Source organism: Pseudoalteromonas sp. SG44-5 (assembly GCF_014164175.1).
GTDB lineage: Bacteria > Pseudomonadota > Gammaproteobacteria > Enterobacterales > Alteromonadaceae > Pseudoalteromonas > Pseudoalteromonas nigrifaciens.
This window is the reverse complement of sequence record NZ_JACJES010000004.1, coordinates 1-23292: the sequence shown is the minus strand read 5'-3', so window position 1 is coordinate 23292 and position 23292 is coordinate 1. Positions and strand designations below refer to the sequence as shown.

The following is a 23292-nucleotide window of genomic DNA, read 5'->3' as shown; positions in this document are numbered from 1 at the left end:
ATGATACTTATAAATTAATTAACAAAAAAAAGCGGCCAAAGCCGCTCAAGGAAGTAAACTATGTACGCTTAAAATGCATACTTAACCGAGAATTGTAAACGGTCCATATCGCCATCGTTACCGCTTTCAAGCTCGCGCTCGGCATGCTTAAACTCAGCACCAAAAGTTAAGCGTTTAACTGGTGAGTATAAAATGTTAGCACTGTAGCTTTGGCTTGATTTAGTTGGATCGCCTGTAAGGGCGAGTAAGTCTGTGTTGTTATCAGCACTGAAAAATGAATATAAGAAAGTTGAACGCCATTGGCTGTTCCACTTATGCTGATACGCTACAAAGCCAGAAGTTGAATCAATAGCATCTAAATCATCGCCATTGAGTACTGCACCATGGGCTACATTAACACCAACATAACGGCCTAAGCCTTTACCTTGTGTAAGCATAAACTTAAAGTTGTCTTCGCCTAGTTTAACCATACCCGATGCACTAACACCAAATGATGTTTCATCGGCATCAATAGCACCTACTTTATAAGTAAGTTGACGGGCAAGTGCAGCAACTACTAAATTACCCCAGTCAGCTTTATGGGTATAACGTGCAGTAAAGTCAGGAAGTGAAGCATCGTCGGTTACAGCCATTGATGAACTTTTAATACCCTGTGGGTTTGTAGTAAAACCTGTAGTAATGGTACTTTCTGGATTTTCTAATGAGAAAGACCATGCGCCAGTAGTGTATTTAACTTGAGTTTGGCGTACAAACACTGTGCCCTCTGCTGGGCCTATAAAATCAAGTGCTTCAGGTAGTGCGCCAACGTTTTGAAAGTTAGACCATGTTTGGCCAAATAACCAGCCATCGTAGCTAATAAATGCATGACGTACACGTGGAGCGTAAGAGTTAGATACACGCTCGTTACCACCAGGGGCAGAAGCTAAAAAGTCGATTTCAATTTTGGTGTTAATGGTTTTGCCATTATCAAGTAATGTAGCTGTACCAAAGTTAAAACGAGATTCACGGGCATGCATATCAAATACAGCGTCAGAGCTATTGTCTGGGCCTACAGTCACTGTGCTCGGTACATAAAAGTCACGACCCACGTTAGTGCCCGCTGGTGCGCCTGCAGAATAGTCACTCCACATAGCATCTAATTTAATGTATCCGCCGTAAGTAAATTCAGTATCTCCAACTTTTGCTGCAGTGGCTGCATAAGCTGTGCTTGAAAGTGCACATAGTACAGCACTTGCTGCAAGTGTTTTTAATGGGGTAAATTTCATTGTTGCGTCCTTTATAGGCTACGTGTTGATTATTGCTTTTTATTTAGAGTGTATTAATAGCGTGAGTATTACTTACGAATAAAAGTTAATTTAAAGATTTTTTATTCGTTAAATAAAAATTAAAGCTAATTAATGCAAATATTATAATACTTAGGTGAAACACTTTTAAATATGTACACTATTTACTCAATCATCTATTAGTCTATAAGACTAAGGTGTAATGATTATAATGTGATTATTTACTTACATTTAACATCATGTATTATTTATGTAAAAGTAATAAATAGCGCAGCGATTATAAACAACAAATTAGTAATTAGAATAGCTTTACAACTAAGGTCTAATACTTAATAGCGCATTGCTGAGTAATCCTTGAGAAAAGCCTAAGGCAAGTAATTTAAATGGAGACCAAGATGTCAAAAAATATCTATCCAGTTCCTACGCATATTAAAAACACAGCTCTCGTCGATAACGATAAATATAATAAAATGTATAAACACTCGATTGATGATCCACAAAGTTTTTGGGCTGAACACGGTAAGCGCCTTGATTGGTTTACTCCTTATTCTAAAGTAAAAAACACCACCTTTGATAAAGGCCACATAAATATTAAGTGGTATGAAGATGGCTACCTTAATGCATCGTATAACTGTATTGACCGCCACTTAAAAACAAAAGCCAATAAAGTAGCGCTTATATGGGAGGGCGATAACCCATCGCAAAGTGAGCATATTACTTATCAAAAATTACACGATGAAGTAGCAAAGTTTGCTAATGGTTTAAAAAAGCTGGGCGTACAAAAAGGTGATCGCGTCGCTATTTATATGCCAATGAGCCCACAAGCTATTTACGCAATGCAAGGATGTGCACGTATTGGTGCTATTCACTCAGTTATATTTGGTGGTTTTTCACCCTCTGCGATTGCCGATCGTATTAAGGATTCGGGCGCAAAAGTGGTTATTACTTCAGACGAAGGACGCCGTGCTGGTAACTGCGTGCCACTTAAAGCAAACGTTGACGAAGCTGTATTGCAAGAGTCTGTAACAAGCATAGAGCATGTTATTGTGCACCAACTTACCGGTGGCGATGTTGATTGGCACGACCATGATATATGGTGGCACGATTTAGTAGCAGACGAAGAGGCTGTGTGCGAGCCTGAGGTAATGAACGCTGAAGACCCGTTATTTATTTTATACACCTCAGGGTCAACAGGTCAGCCAAAAGGCGTGGTGCATACCACGGGTGGTTATTTAGTTTATGCATCGATGACGCACGAATACATATTTGATGTAAAAGAGGACGATGTTTTTTGGTGTAGCGCCGATGTAGGTTGGATCACCGGGCACAGTTATATTGCTTATGGCCCGCTGGTAAATGGTTGTACCCAAGTTGTATTTGAAGGTGTACCTACTTACCCAACCGCAGGGCGTATGGGCGAAGTTGTTGATAAACACGGTGTTACTATTTTATATACCGCGCCTACCGCTATTCGTGCCTTAATGGCAAAAGGCGATGAGCCTGTAGCGTCATCTCATCGTAATAGTTTACGAATTTTAGGATCGGTTGGTGAGCCAATTAACCCAGAAGCATGGAACTGGTATTATGAACAAATAGGTAAGTCAAATTGCCCTATCGTTGATACCTGGTGGCAAACAGAAACGGGTGGCATTATGATCACCCCATTACCAGGTGCTACCGATTTAAAACCAGGCTCTGCAACGCGTCCATTTTTTGGTATTGCGCCGGCAATATTTGACGCTGAGGGTAATACGCTTGAAGGTGAAGCTGATGGTAACTTAGTTATTTTAGATAGCTGGCCATCGCAAGCACGTACTATTTATGGCGATCATGAACGTTTTGAACAAACTTACTTTTCTACCTACCCAGGTGTGTATTTTTGTGGCGATGGCTGTCGTCGTGACGAAGATGGTTATTATTGGATCACTGGTCGCGTAGATGATGTACTTAATATTTCGGGGCATCGTTTAGGCACTGCTGAAATAGAAAGCGCACTGGTTGCACACCCAGCAGTAGCTGAAGCCGCTGTAGTAGGTTATCCGCATGATATTAAAGGCCAAGGTATTTATGTTTACATTACCCCTAACGAAGGTATAACGGTAAGCGATGAGTTAACCAAAGAAATTCGTAACTGGGTTCGTAAAGAGTTAAGCCCAATTGCGTCACCCGATATGATTCAGTGGTCACCAGGGTTACCAAAAACGCGTTCTGGTAAAATAATGCGTCGAATTTTACGTAAAATTGCGGCCAACGAGCACGAACAACTAGGTGATACATCAACACTTGCCGATCCATCTGTGGTTGATGAGTTAATTGAAAATCGATTAAATCGTTAAATGCGCGTTAAAAGCTTGATTACAAGTTGATTCTAAACGTAGTATATCGGCTGTGCTCTACTAGATAGGGCACAGCCGAATTTATTAGGAGTGAACCATGAGTCAGTTTTTAATAGCGGACGACCATCCGTTATTTCGTGAAGCACTAAAGGGTGCACTAACTGTAAAATTTGACGATTTAGAAGTATTTGAATCATCTGATTTTGACAGTACATTGCAGGTGCTAAGCGAGCAAGAAGATCTTGATATATTACTGCTGGATTTACACATGCCAGGTAATGGTGATTTATACGGCCTTATTCGTATTAGAGAAGACTATCCTAGTTTACCTATTGCGGTAGTTTCGGGAAGTGAAGACGCTAATATTGTATCTAAAGTAATGGGTTACGGCGCAATGGGGTTTATTCCTAAGTCATCATCATCAGATGATATTGCCAATGCAATTAATCAAATACTCGAAGGCGATACTTGGTTACCAACAGAATTAAAAAATAAAGTCGCCGAAATTCAAGGCGAAGACCGAGAAATTGCAGCGCAAGTTGCCTCACTTACCCCACAACAATACCGTGTTTTACAATACCTGCACGAAGGTTTGCTAAATAAGCAAATAGCGTATGAGTTACATATTTCAGAAGCCACTGTAAAAGCGCATATTACCGCCATATTTAGAAAGCTTGGCGTATATAACCGCACACAAGCGGTATTAATTGCTGCAAAACTACAATTAGCACCTATAGAGCAAATATAAAACCATGCATAGAATAGAGGCACAAAGCCTCTTTTTTAGTCTTATTTACGCTTATATACGCAATTATCACAAGCCATTCACCTTTATTACATGATCTCCTATAAAAATAATGCTAGCTTACGGGCATTTTATAATTAAGAGAACATGGTATGTCAGACTCTTTAGACTCCAAGGCCCAAAGTAGTAATGAAAGCGCAAATAAAGGCTGGTTTAACCGCTTTTTAGCTGGCGTAGAATTTTTAGGCAATATGCTACCGCATCCCATCACCTTATTTGCAATATTTTGTATCGTAATTGTTGTATTTAGTGGAGTGGCGGATTGGTTTGGCCTAAGTGCAATCGATCCTCGACCTGAGGGCTCGCCTGGGCGCGAACCCGATGGTGTTATTGAAGTAGTGAGCTTGCTTAGTGCCGAGGGATTACAGCGTATTGTAACTGGCTTGGTAACTAACTTTACCAGTTTTGCACCACTGGGCACGGTACTGGTAGCTTTACTTGGTGTGAGTGTTGCTGAGCACTCTGGACTGCTGTCGGCAGCAATGCGCGGCATGGTAATGGGCGCATCAAAGCGGTTAGTGACCTTTATGGTGGTGTTTGCCGCTATTTTATCTAATACCGCCTCTGAGCTGGGCTATGTGGTACTTATTCCATTAGCTGCAATGATATTCCATAGTTTAGGGCGTCATCCATTAGCGGGCTTAGCAGCGGCGTTTGCTGGGGTGTCGGGTGGTTATAGTGCTAACTTATTATTAGGCACAATAGATCCCTTACTGGCAGGCATTACCACACCAGCGGCGCAAATGATCGACCCAACTTACCAAGTAGGCGCAGAAGCTAACTGGTATTTTATGATGGTGTCGGTGTTTTTAATTGCGATTTTAGGCACCCTAGTTACTGAAAAAATTGTTGAACCACGTTTAGGTAAATATAATCCTGAAGAGGCCAGTGCTGATCTTGCACAAAATAATATTGCCGCGTTAACGGCCAAAGAAAAGTCGGGTTTAAAGTGGGCAGGGGTGTCGTTATTAGTTGTATCGCTGCTACTTGCATGGACCATAGTGCCAGCCGATGGCATTTTACGTAATCCCGAAACCGGATTAGTAGCCCACTCGCCCTTTTTGAAAGGCATAGTGGTGTTTATTTTTGTAACCTTTGGTATTCCGGGCTTTGTATATGGGCGCGTTGTTGGCACCATGAAAAACGACAAAGACGTAATTAATGCGATGAGCAAAAGTATGAGCTCAATGGGCATGTATATTGTACTAGTGTTTTTTGCTGCGCAATTTGTCGCGTTTTTTAAATGGACCAATTTAGGCACTATTTTAGCAATTAACGGTGCTGCATTACTGCAAGCTTTAAACTTAACTGGTCCCGAAGTTTTTGTATTATTTATATTAATGTGTGCGTTGGTTAACTTAAGCTTAGGGTCGTCTTCGGCGCAATGGGCTGTTACCGCGCCTATTTTTGTACCTATGCTAATGTTAGTTGGTTACGCGCCAGAGACCATTCAGGCGGCTTATCGTATAGGTGACTCGGTTACTAACTTAATAACGCCAATGATGAGCTATTTTGGCTTGATCCTCGCTGTCGCAGCTAAGTACAAAAAAGATATGGGTATAGGCACACTGGTAGCCACTATGTTGCCATACAGTATGATATTTTTTGTTGGTTGGGTTGTTTTGTTTTATTTATGGGTATTTGTATTGGGTATGCCAGTAGGGCCAGGATCACCCACTTATTACACGCCTTAATAGTACCTGGGTAATACAATAAGTATTATTTAATCGTTTAAAAATGCCAGCATAATTTGCTGGCATTTTTGTTTTACGAAAACACCACGGTTTTATTACCGTTAATAAATAGCTTATGCTCAGAGGCAAGTTGTAGCGCTTTACAAAATACTGTTTTTTCTACATCTTTACCCATATTGGCCATCATTTTTGCAGTTTCTGCGTGGGTTACAGGCGTAACATCTTGCAAAATAATAGGCCCTTCGTCTAACTCGTTATTGACAAAGTGAGCTGTGGCTCCAATGATTTTTACGCCACGTTCAAATGCTTGATGATAAGGTTTTGCACCAATAAAAGCGGGTAAGAACGAGTGATGAATATTAATAATTTTGCCCTCAAAGCGTTGTACAAACTCAGGGCTTAAAATACGCATATATTTAGCTAAACCAATAATGTCAGGGTTATAGCTGGCAATTAAATCGCCTACTTGTTGATCGTGCTCGCTGCGCGTTAATCCCTCATGAGAGATAACATGAAAAGGGACATTAAGCCCTTTAGCAAGCGGCTCTAAAATAGGGTAGTTTGCTATAACGGCTTGCACTTCAATATTTAGCGCTTGTTCGAATTGCTTTAATAATACGCCACCTAAGCAATGTGCTTCTTTAGTAGCAAGTAACACAACTTTGGTTTTTGTACCATTGTGTAAAGCCACTTTAGCGTCTGCAGGTAGTATTTCGCGTAGTAGTGGTAAAAAGTTACTTTGTGGCTCACCAGTGAGCTCTGTACGCATAAAAAAGCGTTTAGCGTCTTTGTCTACAAATTCATTATTACGTGTAATATTTAAATTATGCTGGTGGCAAAGCCCGGTGATTTTGGCTATTAGCCCTACATCATCGGCGCATTGTGTGGTTAGTATGTAGCTCATTCTCTCATTCTTACCCAATTATAGATTGCTTTATTATTTGCGTTTTAGCGCATAAAGCAAGGGCTTTGTGTGTTGTTACAAGGTTTAATTTAGAACAAGCATGACATTAAAGTGAGCAAAGTTAACTGGGGTTTAAAAAGGTATAGTTGCTGTTAAAAATGCCACTGATTGCCAGTGGCATTGATATATAATTAAGTTACTGTGTTATGACTTGGTTTCTGAGGCTAAATCATCTTGTTGTCTGATAAAGCCGGCGGCTTCTTCATCATTTTTTGTAATTGCGCTTTGTTGTGTTGGCATAGCGCGTGTTTGCTGATTAAGCTGATGAATTTGCGACGCGTTACCTAAATCACGCTCACTGGTAATTGAGGCTATTGACTCGCGATCTTTTAAGAACGCAATCACATCGTTTTTAATTGCTTGTAACTGACCTTCGTCTTTGTGCATTTCCATAATATGGCGTGGATGCTCAAGATTTTTCATACCTGTTGCTGCAAAAGTGGTGGTTACTATTCGCGAAACAATAACCCAAGGGGTAATGCTGCTACGTACTAAGGTGTTTTCAGAGCGAGTGCTGTCGTGAATACCTGTACCGGTTGATATTTTAGACTCAGTAAATGTACCTTCACATTTAAAATAGACCAGAAGTGATTCAAATTGCATTTCAGCAAAAAACAAATGTGCATTGCTACTTAATAGCTGAGCAAAGGCTTTAATTAATACACCTATCAGTAATAAGTGTACGCTTGCCATTACTAGCTCGCTGATAGGTGAAATATGACGATTATTAAGTGCTTGCTCTATTGAATTGATATTTGCGCTATCAATATAACGATAAATATCGATGAAAGAGTAGGCTAATAATACCGTGAAAATAAGCGCGATTAAATACAGAAAATTACCACTAAGTAGCGCCAATAATCTAGCCATACTAAAACCTTTACCTAAATCTAGCTCATGTAGTTTAGGTTGTATTTCTTGAATTATTTCGCCTTTAAAGCCGCCTTTTCCTTCTACTTGCTCTTGCAGTTGTGGGTTGAGCTCGCGGTATACGCGATTAGGCACTTCTTTATAACGACGGTTAGCCATTACTAGGTTATCTAAATTAATAAAAATTTCAGTAGGGTGTACAGATTCTTGCCAGTTTTCGCGCAGCTCAGATACCTCAGTGCTTGGTGTTATGGTATTTAATCGTGCTTTTAACATAGTAAAAACCAGTGCGCAGCTCAAGGTGGCTAAAATAATAATAGCGACTAAATACATACCCGCATGTAGGTTGGGTAATTGTTCAAACCAAACATCTATTTGCGCTTTACTAATGTGTTGTTTTTGCATTAACCACGACATAGAAAGGCCAATAATAATGGGTAAAATAAACGATAGCGAAATAATTTTAGCCAGTGCACCACCACCAAGTGGTTCAATTTCTCTTGCAGCATTGCGAGTGGTTGGTTTACCTGCCGAGCGCCATGAGAACAATACATAAAACATTAAAATGCTACTGTATATGGGAAATGCTAATTCGCCTGCTTCACCGGTAAAGCCCGACAAAGATACAAAAGCTACCAGTCCATACGCAATAAGTGCCACAAAGGTACTTACCCATGAGCCAAATAATTGCTGGGCAATATTACGCATCGGGTAGGGTAAAAACATTAGTTTAGGAATAAGGCTATGCAACAAGCGAGATAAAAAGCCTTTAGGCTCTTTAAAAGTAATGTTTTTACGACCCATAAGCATTTCTTCTAGTTCTTGGTCGTTATAGGCAACTTCTTTTTTTTCTTCTTTTGCGGTAGAGCTTTGCGATTTACTGTAGTTATAAGCCAGTGACGTAGGGTGATTACGGCCAACAAAGTATTTTAGTGTGGCATAAATACCTGTTGAGAGTGAAGCAATGCCAAACCCTAAAATAATCATCCCAAAAAGCATCAAGATCCACCCAGCAGTTGCATCTTCTTTAACTAACCCTGCAGCAACAACAAGCAGCGTAATGCCGGTAATTGACTCTATAGCACCTCTTAGTGCGGTTACTTTACCTTCAAGCTTGAAGGGGTTTTTAAGTCCAAGATCAATCGATCCATAATCAAAAGCCATTGAATATTCCTTTATAAAAGAATTTTATTGGGAGAAATAAGTGTAATAAGCAATTTATGTTTATTACACTTATTTATTAGTTTTGGCATTATAAGCTTGGTTTAAGCAAATAGCCTGAAATGTTAAGCGTTTATTATTGCAGCATAAAGGTTTCGTATTCTAAATCTTCAAACTGTTTAGATAACCAAAACAAACCCACAACCGAGCTAATAATAGTTGCAAATGCAAAGCCATAGCCATAAAACTGTGGTCCAAGTGCAACCGATAAATAGGTAAAAACAACATTTACGACTAAAAATATTGCTGCGAGTACCAGCACAGTAAAACGTTTATCTAAATAAAATAAAATATTGAGTATTGATAAAAATATAACCTGTACACCCACACCCACTACATCGATAAATAATAAGGTTTTGTAGTTAGGATCTATGCCTATAAAAGTGAGTATTTGCTCACCCCAAAGTAATAAGCAAGCTACGGTAATACCCTGAATTTTAAATATATCGTATAAACCACCTTGGGCAGTTTGTATCATATTATCTTTTAATAAATAAATTTCATTTAAAGAGGCACCTTCGCGTATTGCAGTGTAAAAACGGTCGTACTCCTCTACAAAGTCGGTTTCCATTCTTACCAAAAACACGGCCATACCAGGAATAATAGACAAGTAGGCTAAAAATATGGGTAAGTCGTAAATAGGGCTTGCCCTGAGAGTACCAATAATTTCAATTGAGGTACTAGGTGAATACCAAAAAATAATTTTATCAGCCCAAACACCTATATTGTAAAACAAGCCACAAAAGAACAGGCTGTAATACACTTTTTTATTATTTAAAAAATCAAAGCTAATTAACTTATCACCAGGGTAGCGGCGAATAATCATAAATAAAAAGCTAAAAAATAACAGCGCTTCGCCAGCAAAAAAAGCAAAAAACAATCCATCTAATTGCCAATCTCTTAGTAAATATGCCAGTAATACCATAAAAGAATAGCCACTAAGCATAGTAACTAAAATGAGCCGGTACTCTTTCATACCCGATAAAAATATAGCCCCGAGCCACTGATTACATAAGCCGACAAATGCACCTAAAATAATTAATTTAGTCACTACTGGCAGTGGCAATAATGGCCACACAGCAAGGCCAACGAGTAACGCAGCTATGGTGGTAACTAATTGCGCGCCAAGTAGATTAGGCAGTATTTGACCATCATCTTTAGTAAAAAGTAGGTCGGCAATAAAACGCGTTAATAATAGCTGTAAGCCGCCAGTTAAAATAAGCGAGGCGGCCATCATGTAGGTAACTAAGGTTAAAAATTGAATGATCAGTACTTTTGGTAGCACAATGCCCAAGCTTAAAATACCAATAAGCATTAAAGCAATAATAGATAGTAACCAAGGGCCTGAGCCAATTAATCCAGCGTAGCCGTAAGCTTCAAATACTGAAAGCAGGGTGTTTTTTTTGAGAATCTTACGTATCTCAAAACCTATTCCGGCCATGCCATTGTGTCCTTATAAAGTTTATCGTAACGAGCAAACATATGGCTCTCATCATAAAATTTTTGTACCCGTTCAAGGCCACTTTTTTGATATTCGCGCCACCTTTGCTCGTTTTGCAATATATTTACTATTTGCTGAGCAGTGTCGCTAGGTGAGGCTATTGCTACCACTTCGCCAGCTTTGCCAAAGGCTTTGTCTTGTGCGGTTGCGCCTTCTATTATTTCGCGGCAAGAACCTACATCACTGGCTAATACAGGCACGCCAGCTGCCATTGCTTCTAGTAGTACCAAAGGCTGCGCCTCAGATATTGAGGTGAGTGCTACAACGCCTAACTTAGGCAGTATTTCAGCAATGTTTTGCATGCCTAAAAATTTCACATTGTCGATTAAATCTAAGCTGTCGACCAATAACTGGCATTCTTGATAATATTTTGGATCTTCCTCAAAAGGGCCAATTATCCAGCCCTCTAGGGTGGGTATAATAGATTGTGCTTCTTTAATTGCGCGTATAAATGTTTTTATATCCTTAATAGGCACAACACGACCAATTAAACCTACTACCATTGGCGTTTTTTCTGGGCGTTGTAACAGGGCTTGTTTAAAACGCACTGTTTTAATGCCATTAGGTACCACAAGCGTTTTTGCCGGCTCTGCGCCATCTTTAATTTGGCGTTGCATATTACCATCGTACAAAGAAATAATTTTAGTCGCTTGCTGGTACGTTGTACGGCCAATTTGCTCAAAAAAGTTGATCCACATACGCCTAATAAAGCCCATTTCGGTATTTAAATTTTTACCTAAGCTCTGCTCCGAATCTTTGATCCAGCTTGCTTGAATTAAATCAATTTTACGCTCTTTTGTGTATATACCATGCTCGGTAAGTAAAAAAGGCGTACCACTTATTGCACTGGCGCCAGAGCCTAAAATACCGGCGTAGCCTGTTGATATAGAATGAATTAGTTTAACTTTTGGCAGGCCCCTAGCAATTTCTGCTATTTTAAATAACGGCTTATATAAATTACGATATGACCAAAAAAAGTCGATAAATGACGATTCATCACAATAGCTTAAATAGTATTTTGAAAGGGCTTGCCAAGATGACTCACTATATAAAAAATCGGCTGCATTAATGCCATCTTTTTTGCCGAGTGTTTCAAAAGCAAATTTTAATAACTCAGTGGGTATAGGGTCGTTACAGTCACGAAAGTAGCTTTGCAGCTGTTGCCAAAAATCAAACAGTTCTTGCTTGTATTTAGTACCATGCTTCGCTTTTATTTCAGTGGTATTATTTTCAATTAAATAATGAACATGTAATTTAGTCACATTATCAGGTAGCTGGTATTGAATTTCGCCGTAGTGCTCAGGTGCTCCACCCAAAAATACCAACTCAAAATTATAATGTGGTAAGCCTTCAATTATTTGATGCACCCAACTTGATACGCCACCGCGTACATATGGGTAGGTACCTTCTAAAAGTAGTAATATGTCAGCATTCTTTTCAGCCATGCCAGTACTCCTGTAAATGGCGTAGTTCGCTACCTTCAGGTTGTTTAGGGAGCTCATTTAAATAGCGCTTACAATCATCTAATAGGCCCATGTAAAAAGCGACTTCAGCTTTATATGGCAATACATGGCGCTGCGCCATGCCAAATTCTGTAGCGTGTGTTAAGTGCGTTAGTGCTTGCGGGTATTTGTTTAGCGATAAACAAATACGGCCTAATAACACAAAGGTAGCAGGGGCTTTTACATGCTCAACACTTTGCAGAGCCAGTAGCTCTGCTTTTTCTAGTACGTAGGATTTTAGCGCGCCTTGGGCTAAGCCTAAATAACTTAGCTCCCAGTACAGCTCAGCTAGTTGCCCTTGCAATTTACCTAGTTCGGGTTGCGTGCTTGTTAAGGTGATTTCTTGCTGATATTGGCTTATTTTTTCGTTTATTTTAGTTTCTTTACCATCCAGTGTTGAATAAGCAAGTAAACGAATATCATCTTCTAGATCTTTAAGTGCAAGTTTTAAAATAGGAATAGCGCGTGCGTCACTCATGTGACGTGCAGACATTACAGCACTTAAACGCTTATTAGGCTCACTGGCGTGTTTTAAAATAGCTTTTAAGCCACCAATAGAATAAGACGGATTTGCCGAAGTCATTTTAGCTTCAAAGGGAAGCGCTGGGATTTTATGTTCTTCTATTTCAATGTCGTCATTTTTGATTGGTTTACATAGGGCAAAGCTTAATGCAAATACAACACCTATAATGCCAAGTATGGGCAGTGAAAGCAGTAATAAAAATAAAAACAAAACACTGCTAAATGGGGTTGTTTTGTATTTTACAGGAATGAGTGTATAGCTAATAAAAGCATAAAAAAGGCTAGCTAATGCATGGAGTAAAGTAACAATTAGCCAGTTGGGAGTGTCGAGTATTTGCAGTAATGCAAAATACTCGCATATACACCCTAAGATGGCTGCAATGATAATTTTAATCATGAAATGCGACCAATCTTTTTAAATCGTCATTATTAATAGGCAATGCTATTTGTTGCTCGATAACAATACCTAAATCAGTTAGATTTTTGCCAGTACGTCCTTTGCTCCAACTATTTAAGCGGGCAATGAATCCTGCTTTTTCAAGTTCATCAGCCAAAGGCATAAGTAGCAGTAATGTTTGTTTTTCGTTGTTATACAAATAAATGTCTAAACCACGGCGGGCTTCGCTTAAATATTTCATAAGTTGACGCGATTCAGGATTAATATTTGTAGCTGTTATTTTTAATAAATGCGATGGGATTTTATAGCGTTTAGCCTCTTTATTTGCACGTTTTACTTGTTTAATAAAGTAGGGCGCTTCATTGGCTTGCATTACCGGATTAGTTATTTCGTGACGGAGTAAGTCACCAATGTGTCCAGCCATAACAGCAAGCAAGGTAAGTGTGGTGTTTTTAAGAGCAAAAAATTGCACTTTTTCGACTAATATAACCCCATAAACTGTGTCGCTAATATCTGTAATTGGAATCGCAATATGGTACTGACTTACACCTAAAGAGGCTTTTACGTCTTTTACCGATACTAATTCGTTTTCTGCAAACATAGCACTGACAAGCGGATCTGACATGGATACTGTATTCATTTTACCAATAGCAGCAAGTGGCGGATCTACAATGATGTTGTTTTCAACCTTGTATATACCCGCTTTTTCTAATGTTCCGTATTCAACAAATAAATTTAAAATACTTTGTGCGGCTTTATCTAAACACCTTTCTTCTAGTTGCCCAATAGATTCTCTTACTGCTTGCAGCGATTCTCTTAAACTAAGCGTATGGCCAGCGAGCACTTGCTCAAGGCGATCATGCGAGGAGCTAATAAGATGATATTGACGGGTAAACACCTCTAATCGTTCGGTTACATATTCTAATTGAATAGTTTGCCTTTGATTGGTGCGATCCCATACATCTCTAAACTCGCCAGTGACCATAATGACAATAACATAACCTAAAATAGCGTTAATATTAAAGTCACTTTGGGGCGTTAAAATATCTGTTTCTACAAGCAGCAGTTGGCCAATAAGCAAACTTAGTATGCTAATAAAGCCTTTTGAAAAGCCGTAACGTAATGCTACCAGCAGAGGGCCTAAAACCGGCCACGAAAACCCACCTTGCGTCCAAAAGGGATCCGCTGTGTTAAACAGCACGGGTAGCCCTAAAGCCAGCGCGGTAAATATAAATACCTCAGCCCATATCTGTAGCTCAGGAACCTCTCTTGGGCGAAAGAAATGTGTTTTCACTCACTAACCTCTATGTAAGATAGTAAATCGGCTATGACATCTTGGGCTACCGCAGCAATGCTATCTCGTCCCCAACCACTTTTAGCAATTGTGCCAGTCCATAGTGGTGTTGTTTGGCCGCTAGCCGTTAATGATAGAGTTAAAGCAACCACAGGTTCGCCGTCAAGTCCTGCTTTATAACGCCACTCTTCAATGCTACCACTTATAATATAATCAGCTTGTTGCGTGCTTAGCCACTGCATTGCGTTATCTACACGGTATTGATCGTCTAGCGGTGGTAGTTCTTTATTGTTAGTGCGTGGCGCACGAATTAAAGTAGGTAGCTTATTTTGCTGCCAAATACTGGCTAAAATATCCTCTGCGCGCTCACCAGCAAGCGGTGTTTGTGCATGATTTACAAGTGGTAATAATGCCACTGTTGTTGTTGCTCTAAGCTCAACATCATCAGCCACATGGCTGGTTGTACAAGCTGATAAAACTAATACCAAACACGGTATAACTAAACGAAACATAATCTCTCCTAACATTAAAAATGTACGTAATATCCTAATTGTAATTGTGTATCTGAGTTACCCACTTTATTACTACTTTGATAACCCAGCTGTAATCTAAATAAATCATCGCCTAAAATAGACCAACCCGCACCACTTGAAACTGAAATATCTAGGGTGTCGTTAAGGGTTTGATAGCCTGTACTGATGTCAAATAACCACGAAGGGCTAGCGCCTAAATAAGGTGGCTCTAGTGATCCTGTAGATGCAAATGAAGTGCCTAGGGCTAAACGCCTAAAAGGCTGAAGATCGATTGGCAATAAATTAGCTTCATTATTAATAAAGGTATTTACAGAGTCAAAATCTTGCCATTGCGCGCTAAAGTAGGCGCTCCATACAGGGCGGTCTTTTAAAATGTTGTATTGGTATCGGGCATTGTATTCTTGCCCGCTTACTATGCTGCTGTTATCACTTCTACGTGAAAAAGACAGCGCAGAACCAGAAAGTTGCACGCTTTGTCTGCCATCAATATTGTAGTTTATATATGCGGTGGCTTTATCTAGTTGGGCAAAACTTAATAGTGTTTCAGATTGGCGGTTTTCTACATTATGCTCAAGCTTTAAACCTACTTGAGTGCGCGAATCCCATTGGTAACGCGTATCTAAGCTAAGCCCTTGACGACTCGCTAATGTGCCTTGGTGAGTATCAATTTTGGCATCAAAATACCATCGGCCCCAAGTCATTTTATCTTCGATGGCGAACAGTAAGCCATTATTGTTAAGGTTTTGCTGGCTACTAACACTTAATTTCCATTGGCCTTTTGCATAGGGAAAGTACACGTTTACATCATATTGACTGCTGTTTAAGCCCGCCTCAGGCGAAAAGTTTACCTCAAGCGCTCTAAAATAAGCATTTCGTGCGTTGCGTAATAAACTAGTTTGCGCCTCTGTAGGCTCATTTGTTAACGTTTCATACCAACGCTGCATGGTGGCATAAGGTTGTTTTAAATACAGCAATGCATTTAATTGATCAAGCTCACTTAAAGTGTTTTCAGTGAGCTGTTGCTCAACGTTATTAAATTCACCGTTAATCATATTTAACTGCAGAGTTTGCCAAGGCGCTAAGTTTTTTGCTGCTCGTCTGGCTAGCCACCAATTTGCAACAGGCTCACCAATAGTGTCGGGTGCAAGTTCACCCATAGTGTTAAATTGCATTAAATGCGGCACTGCCATAGCGCCCGCCCAGCGGTACATTAGCCCTCGGTAAGCGTATTTATCTTTAGGTAAATGCTGCAATAGGTAATGATGTAGTTCAGTGGCATTGGCGTTATAGCCAAGCAGCTGTAAAACGTCGGCTAAATTAACTAAGGTGGTTAAATCTTTTGGGTTACTTATAGCTAATTGGCGTAAATAAAAGTATGCACTGTTATACGATTTTTCATAAATAGATAAACTAGCTAAAAGTTGCGCCCAATTATAAGAAGGCTCAGTTTGCGAATAGTTAGCTAGTATACGTTTTATCATTATGGTGTCGTGCATTTGCAGCGCTAACCAGCCTTGGGCAAGGACTACATCAGTGTTATATTCACTGAGTTTTGCCGCTCTGTTAAGAGTGGTGTAAGCAGAATTTAAATCGTTTTGATTTTGATACCAATTCGACAGTAAAGACCATGCTGGATAAAGCTGTTTATTGTAGCGCTGTTTTTCAAGTTCGTTGTGTACGCGAGCAATAGAGTCAGCGTCGCCAAGTTGCACGCTCAGTTGCGTAACTTGAATAAGCTGCCTATCACTCAGTGGTGCTTGTTGCCATAGGTATTCAAGCAAGCCTTTGGCGTTACCCTCAAAGCGCAATTGCTGATACTGTTGCATGTCACCAACACTCAGTGGGCTAATTTCTTTTAATTGCTCATAGGCATATAGTTCTTCTTTTTTATTTTGCAGCCTTAACGCCATATCAACACGGGCACTCCAAAACTCATCGTCGGTGCTTTGTTGTTTTTGCTGCAAAATAGTGAGCGCAGTTTTATAGTCTTCTGCAAGCCAAAATGCGCGTGCCAGCCATAATAAATCTTCTTCGTTTTTAGGGCCTTTATAGCTAGGCCATAATGCTCTTAACCCATTTAAGTTACCGGTATCGTGCAATACTTTTGCTTTCCAATATTGCGACAGTAAGCTTTTGCCATTAATTTGCTCAAAACGCTCTATATTATTGAGCTCTTGCTCTGGGTTGCCAATAAACTCATTAGTTTGCATCCAACGAACGAAGCCCTTATCTGAGAGCTGTCTATTTTGCGCTTTATATTGAAAAATATCGTTGGCGTCTTGGTACAAATATAACGCCACGGCGTCATTAATGCTGTCGGTTAGCATGGCAACGTTAACTGCATGGTTGGCCATTAGCCATTTAAATTCTACAAGTGCTTGCTCTGGCTTATTTAGCCAACGTTTCATTTTCCAGTTAAGCAAACGTAGCTCTTTATCGTTTGGATTATTGATTAATAGCTGTGTTAATAATTGCTCAGCACCTAGGGTGTTACCATCGGCTAGGCGCAAATACATTGCCTTAGTTAGATATTCGTTATTATTTGGCTCTTGCTTGAGTAAGTTTTCGATAGCACTGGCGGCATCTTGGGTATTACCGGCTAGGTTAGCTAAATAAAGGGTGCGTTTGATATTTGTGCTATCGCCATATGTTTTCCACCAGGCATAGGCTTGCTCAGGGTTATTTGCTCCCAGTGCAGTGGTTATGGCTTTAGGCGCAATATCTGCATTAATATTATTTTTATATATTGCGAGTGCTTTTGCAGGCTCCCCTGCACTTAACCAGTAATCGGCAGCGAGTAAGGGTTGTGCATTTTGCTGATAGTAAAGTGCCACTTTAGCATGTAAACCAAGGGCTTTAGCTATGTTAAGTATTTGCTCGTTCCAGTTTTTTAGCGCACCTACTTTTAACGATAGCTCCTCAAATCGGTCATCTTTCTTTGCATCATTTGCTAACCATAAAGCGTACATTAACTGAATTTCAAGTAGTGATTTTTTGTCGCTTTTAGGTAGTTTTTCAAGCTCACTAGTGGCAGCTGCATATTCACTGAGTTTTATGTGCAGTTCAATTAGCTTTGCACGTAACTTTTCATTATTAGGATCGGTACTAAGCGCAGCATTTAAATACGATTTTTCAAAGGTGTAATCTTGCGATAAAGCTTCTTTTTCAAAAAACAAAGTACGCGGAAATAACGCATAAAGTGCAAAACAACTCACGGCTAATATAACTAAAATTGTTTTTAAAGAAATTAACTGAGGGCGTTTTTTATTAGTCATTATTAAACCCCTGCGTTGCAGTTAAGATAACCAAAAAAGTCACCTGCTGGTATTTTAAATTGTGTAATATCGCCGCGTGTAAGGCCTTTGTATCGCTCACCTAAATGAGAAACAAATACGCAAGCACCTGCATTGATTAAATCAAGCGTTGCCGGTACCCAAGCCGTAAAGCTTACTGGGCCATTTACTTGCCAATTATCAATAATGACATTAGCAGAGGCTAAATAGGGGGCTTTATTTTCTTTACTATGATCAAAACTAAGTTGTGCAATATTATTCACTACATGCACATAGTCACCTTTTTGGGTAACTCCAGCCACGCCACTACTTTGGGAAATATTTGGCATGTCAAAAACATCTGGAACGCGTAGGGTTTTAATATCTTTAGAGCTAAATAACCATTGGCCATCGCTATTTTTTGCTAAGGCTGAAAAATAAAAGTCTTTTGCTACTTTAGCGTAATGACTTAAATGCACTGGGGTGTTTGGTCTTGCCAAAACATAATCAATATTATGCTTTAGTGCATCAAGGCCGGCAGGGACTTCACCCGAGTAAAAATGAAAATATATAGTGTAGGGTTTTAATCTGTATGGTTTTTCGGTTATTTCGAAGGTTTCGGTTAAGCGTTTAAAACCGTAATAAGGGCCATGCCATAAGTTTGTGTATACGTTTTCATTTAATATTGGCGCGTAAATTTGATACAACAAATCGCGCTCAGGTCGGCCAATAGGCGATACATGCGTTAGGCTTGGGTTATCTGCATTTACGTCGGTATTACCGCCATTTACATTAAGCACTCCGGCATCACGTGCCAACTCAAGTGCTTTAGGCCCTGGGGTTGCATCGCCTGACCATAGCATAATCACAGTTTTTTTATTTGCTGGGGCTAGTTTGTCATTTATATATTTAATGGAATCGGTAATTTCTTTTTCTAAACTAATGGTGTTGTAGCCGGGTATATCTAGCTTTAAACCATATACAGTATCTTCCTCGTCTATATCTTTACGCCCGGCTAGTGCGGTCCAAAAATATGGATGGCTGTAAGTATGCGAAGCAATTTCAACATAAGGAAGTTTAAATATATCCCGAGCAATGCGCTCAAGCTTAGGGCTCATTTTTGAGTGTAAACCGCCGGGCTCAATATCGGCTTGAATAATCGATGAGGTTAAAGGTAGTTTATAGTGCTTAATTATTTTGTCGAGAATGACCTCGGCTGAATAAGGCTTTTTTGCAAAATGCGCAACACTGGTAAACCCATCGCCATCTATATGTATGGTTAACATGCGCCGACCACTTTGTGTAGTGGTGTCGGGTACTAAAATAGGTTCCAGGCCCATTGCTTTTGTGAGTAAGGTACGAGGATCTATTACCCACTTGCTACCTTCCATAGGTAAGGTGTCTATTAACCATGGAGCCACCACTAGCGCACCATATTTGGTTTTAGTGCCTTGTACTAGCGATGTGCCATCGGCTGCTTTTATACTAATCAGCGCTTTTGAATTAGCGGCTAATTTAAGAAAGTACGGGTTAGTTACAACTGGCGGTATACTTGATTCACCTTTTAGCCAAGGGGTAAAACTCTCCAGCTCATAAGGGCCTAAAGGTGTAACATCTAACGGCTCGGCTCCAAGGCTCAACATTAACTTATTTGCTGATGAGGGGAGTTCACCTAAAATTAGTTCAGGCACTACACCTAAGTTTGCTTCAAGCCAATTAGTAATAGTTGGTGTGTAAAAGGTATCAAAACTAGTCCACGAGATAATACCGGCGTGCAAGCTTGGGTCAACTGCAGGTAGAGCGCGTTTGGCTACATTAATATAATCGGGAATATAACCTAAATACTCAATCATAGTAGCAAGGTTTAAATGTACTGTAGTGTATATAAGCGGTTCAATATTACTGTTGTACGGAATTAAGATACGACGTGGAACTGGGGCTATATTAGATGTTCCCCATGTTTGTAAGTGGCCATCAGTTACCCAAGGAGTATAACCGGCATTAATTATTTTTTGCGCCATAGCAAGGCGTTGCTTAGGTTTTGCATAATCAATTACTTGTACATTAAAACCAAGGTCTTGCGCTTTATGAAGTTGAGCATTTAACCATGCTTGATCATTTTTATTGGTTAACTTATAGCTGTTATCTAGCGGGTTAAAGTGGCTAAATAACCCTTCAGCAACCAGATCGTTAGCTCTACCTTTAAGTTGCGGTAAAAGCTCAAAACCACGATTAAGAATGAGTTGTTTATTAAAGGTGTTTGATAACTGCTCTATAATAAAAACTAAACCCGCTTGCTGGGCGCTTTTATTATGTTTTTTGTCTAATAGCTGGTAGCTATCAAGGGTATCTAAAAATAAGCCACTAAAGCCACGTGCCTTTAGTGATAGCGCACTATTTTGTATATGCTGTTGCCACTGCGCTGCAGTTAAGTCGCTAATATGGCTATTCCAATTAGGATTAACACTAAGTGAATACTCACTTTTTGAAAACGACTCGCCAACACTTAAATAAGCATAAACAGCAATATTACGCTGTTTGAGCCAGTTCAGCTCGTGCTTGGTTATTAGCTCGGGTTGCACTACTACACGCGAATAAAAAGTCATTTCAGCTAAGGGCATAGGTGCAGAGTAATAAAAAGCGATACTATTATTAGTCTCAGGTTTAGCAGTTACATTTGCGGTGATAAATAGCAGTATAAAAAATAAATACTTCATTAACCCTTCGTTTTAATTAATAAATAGCCAAGGTGCAATTAAAATAATTGTACCTGATTTGTTATAGGAGTTTAGTATTAATACTTTAATTATATGTTACAAAAAGCAAAAAAACTAAACAAATTTAAATTGTTTATATTGTAAGTAGTATTTTATGTTGTGTCTGCTCATCATTGCGGCAATGAATTAAATATTTTACCTGTATTAGGTGTTTTGCTTACTTTAAAGGCTATTAATTATACAAGAGTAAGTTGCAACTTTATTACTATTCAGCTTAGGTTTATTAATGACAATGGCGTCTTTTTGTATTAAACCAAAGTAACTACGACTATAATCACTAGCCATTAGTTATACTTTTAAGTAAGTACCTACCTAAATTAAATAGACTTAGCCGTTTATGTGATGAAGGAGGGCTAGAGTAAATTATAAATTTTGCAGCGACTAAGTTACAAAATAAGAGTAGGGCTTTTACAGCTTGCAATGTGTTTATTTGGAGAAGAAATGAGTAATTTAAGCTTGAAAAGCAAATTGTTACTACTAGCTATTTTGCCGCTAATATTATTATTGGTCAGCTTTTTATCAAGTTCGTACTATTTAGAAATGCAAAGTCAGCAGCACAGCTTTGACACTTTTAAAAGTAAGTTATTAAAAGATAAACAAACGCTATTAAAAACTGAAATTGAAATTGGTAGTCAAGTAGTACAGCACCAGCTTGCAAATGGCACTGAGCAAGATGCTAAAAATGCATTAAGAAAACTAACCTTTGGCGAAGACGGCTATTTCTTTATTTATGACACTAATGGCGTGAGTGTTTTTCATGCCATGTTAGGTGATGCGATAGAAGGGCAAAACAAAATAGCCATGACTGATCCCAATGGTAAAAAAATCATTGTGGGCTTACTTGCACAAGCACGCCAGGGTGGCGGAGCATTTACCTATCATTTTCAAAAACCAAATACCAACGGCTTAGTTGAAAAAATTGGTTATGCAGCGATGATCCCTGGAACCAACTGGATGCTAGGCACTGGCGCTTATATAGACGACATAGAAGCAGAGCTTGAAGGCTTTGAGCTATCTATGCAAAAAAGCATAAACGAAAAAGTAACCACCTTATTGATCATTGCGTTCTTTTGTTTGTTATTAACTATTGCGGGTGCTTTATTTGCTGCCAACCATATGCTTAAACCAATACAAAGAATGGTGCAAAGCCTTGATGACATAGCTAAAGGTGAAGGCGACTTAACTAGACGTTTAGAAATTGACAGCCACGACGAAATTGGCCAATTAGGTGAGTCGTTTAATATATTCGTGAGTAAACTGCACGGTATTATAGCCAGTGTGGTTGATGTAACTAACGATGTTAAAACAGCATCAGTAGATATAAATACGCAAACTTTGGTGATTGAAGATAAGTTATTAAAACATAATCATGAAACTGATTTAGTCGCGACCGCGATTACTGAAATGTCTGCAACCTCTCACGAAGTGGCGCAAAATACGACCCAAGTTGCGGTGTCAACTCAGGCAGCAACGCAAGAAGTAGCAAGAGCGCAAGAATGTGTTGATATATCTTTAAGTGAAGTATCAAACTTAATGGCCGAAATAAATACAGCTGCAGAACAGGTTGATTCATTAAGTGAGCAATCTAAAAAAATTAATAGTGTATTAAGTGTTATTGGTGGTATTGCAGAGCAAACAAATTTACTGGCACTTAACGCGGCAATTGAAGCGGCTCGTGCGGGTGAGCAGGGCAGAGGCTTTGCAGTAGTTGCTGATGAAGTAAGAAGCTTAGCAAGTCGTACCCAAGTAAGTACGTTAGAAATTAGTGAAATGCTTAGTGAGCTACATAACTTAGTTACTGCGGCGGTTAACGCTATGCAAGCAAGTCAGCAAAGCTGTAATCGCTCAGTTGAGTCATCACGTGCTATTTCAGAAAGCTTAGGCGCGGTTACTACATCGGTTACCACTATAAACGATATGAGTACCCAAATAGCAACAGCTGCAACAGAGCAAAGTAGTGTAACCGAAGAAATAAACCGTAATGTTTTTGCTATTCAAGAAATTGTAAATGAGCTAACAGAGTCAAGTAAAACAACGTCATCGGTAAGTTTACATTTAGCTGGTCGTGGTGAAAGCTTAGGCGAGTTGGTAGGGCAGTTTAAAATTTAAGACATATTTTTAAATTTAATCATTTATAAAGCCGTAATTTTTAGCTACGGCTTTTATTTTGCCTGCTGCAAAAAATCCTTCCTAGTTAACCTGAGCTCCGGATAATAAACTTATCTCAAGCAGCTATTTTCAGCGCTAACTGCGTTGAATTTACTTGCAATAGGCCAGCTATTGACGCGTAAATTCGCCTTGTTTTCACTGAAAACCTCTGG

Annotated in this window: 14 protein-coding genes; 4 read left to right on the top strand and 10 right to left on the bottom strand. The window is 39.4% G+C overall.

Annotated elements, in window-relative coordinates; genetic code table 11:
- Nucleotides 1-68: 68 nt before the first annotated feature.
- Nucleotides 69-1265, bottom strand: coding sequence for a DcaP family trimeric outer membrane transporter (locus H5079_RS06755; RefSeq protein ID WP_182683788.1), 1197 nt, complete (start codon nucleotides 1263-1265; stop codon nucleotides 69-71).
- 413 nt (nucleotides 1266-1678) lie between these two features.
- Between H5079_RS06755 and acs the strand changes: the two genes are divergently transcribed.
- From acs to H5079_RS06740, 3 genes are all read left to right on the top strand, one after another.
- A complete protein-coding gene (gene acs, locus H5079_RS06750; protein WP_182683787.1) occupies nucleotides 1679-3619 on the top strand; it encodes an acetate--CoA ligase in 1941 nt (646 codons plus the stop codon).
- A gap of 97 nt (nucleotides 3620-3716) precedes the next feature.
- Nucleotides 3717-4367: a response regulator transcription factor gene (locus H5079_RS06745; protein ID WP_011327396.1), complete on the top strand. Its 651-nt coding sequence runs from the start codon at nucleotides 3717-3719 to the stop codon at nucleotides 4365-4367.
- 149 nt (nucleotides 4368-4516) lie between these two features.
- The gene (locus tag H5079_RS06740; protein ID WP_011327397.1) at nucleotides 4517-6118 is read left to right on the top strand and encodes an AbgT family transporter; all 1602 of its coding nucleotides are present in this window, start codon (nucleotides 4517-4519) and stop codon (nucleotides 6116-6118) included.
- Between the two features lie 73 nt (nucleotides 6119-6191).
- Here H5079_RS06740 and purU read toward each other — a convergent pair whose 3' ends face one another.
- From purU to H5079_RS06695, 9 genes are all read right to left on the bottom strand, one after another.
- Entirely contained in the window at nucleotides 6192-7022 is an 831-nt protein-coding gene (gene purU / locus H5079_RS06735) for a formyltetrahydrofolate deformylase (protein ID WP_011327398.1), read from the bottom strand.
- Nucleotides 7023-7226: 204 nt separating this feature from the next.
- Nucleotides 7227-9116 (bottom strand): hypothetical protein, encoded by a 1890-nt coding sequence (locus tag H5079_RS06730; protein WP_182683786.1) that lies wholly within the window; start codon nucleotides 9114-9116, stop codon nucleotides 7227-7229.
- Between the two features lie 133 nt (nucleotides 9117-9249).
- Entirely contained in the window at nucleotides 9250-10614 is a 1365-nt protein-coding gene (pelG, locus tag H5079_RS06725) for an exopolysaccharide Pel transporter PelG (RefSeq protein ID WP_011327400.1), read from the bottom strand.
- Entirely contained in the window at nucleotides 10602-12119 is a 1518-nt protein-coding gene (gene pelF, locus H5079_RS06720; RefSeq protein ID WP_011327401.1) for a GT4 family glycosyltransferase PelF, read from the bottom strand. Before pelF ends, pelG begins: the two co-directional genes overlap by 13 nt.
- The gene (locus H5079_RS06715) at nucleotides 12112-13095 is read right to left on the bottom strand and encodes a HEAT repeat domain-containing protein (protein ID WP_011327402.1); all 984 of its coding nucleotides are present in this window, start codon (nucleotides 13093-13095) and stop codon (nucleotides 12112-12114) included. The genes pelF and H5079_RS06715 overlap by 8 nt, the downstream gene beginning before the upstream one ends.
- Entirely contained in the window at nucleotides 13088-14389 is a 1302-nt protein-coding gene (locus tag H5079_RS18485; protein ID WP_182683785.1) for a PelD GGDEF domain-containing protein, read from the bottom strand. The genes H5079_RS06715 and H5079_RS18485 overlap by 8 nt, the downstream gene beginning before the upstream one ends.
- On the bottom strand, nucleotides 14386-14901 hold the full coding sequence (locus H5079_RS06705; protein WP_182683784.1) for a protein PelC: 516 nt from the start codon (nucleotides 14899-14901) through the stop codon (nucleotides 14386-14388). Before H5079_RS06705 ends, H5079_RS18485 begins: the two co-directional genes overlap by 4 nt.
- A 14-nt stretch (nucleotides 14902-14915) precedes the next feature.
- Entirely contained in the window at nucleotides 14916-18197 is a 3282-nt protein-coding gene (locus tag H5079_RS06700; protein ID WP_182683783.1) for a tetratricopeptide repeat protein, read from the bottom strand.
- A gap of 2 nt (nucleotides 18198-18199) precedes the next feature.
- Nucleotides 18200-20911 carry an endo alpha-1,4 polygalactosaminidase gene (locus H5079_RS06695; protein ID WP_182683782.1) on the bottom strand — a complete coding sequence of 904 codons (2712 nt, stop codon included), beginning with the start codon at nucleotides 20909-20911 and terminating at the stop codon, nucleotides 18200-18202.
- A 501-nt stretch (nucleotides 20912-21412) separates the two neighbouring features.
- On the opposite strand from H5079_RS06695, the gene H5079_RS06690 reads away from it, so the two are divergent.
- Nucleotides 21413-23080 (top strand): methyl-accepting chemotaxis protein, encoded by a 1668-nt coding sequence (locus H5079_RS06690; RefSeq protein ID WP_182683781.1) that lies wholly within the window; start codon nucleotides 21413-21415, stop codon nucleotides 23078-23080.
- Nucleotides 23081-23292: the final 212 nt, after the last annotated feature.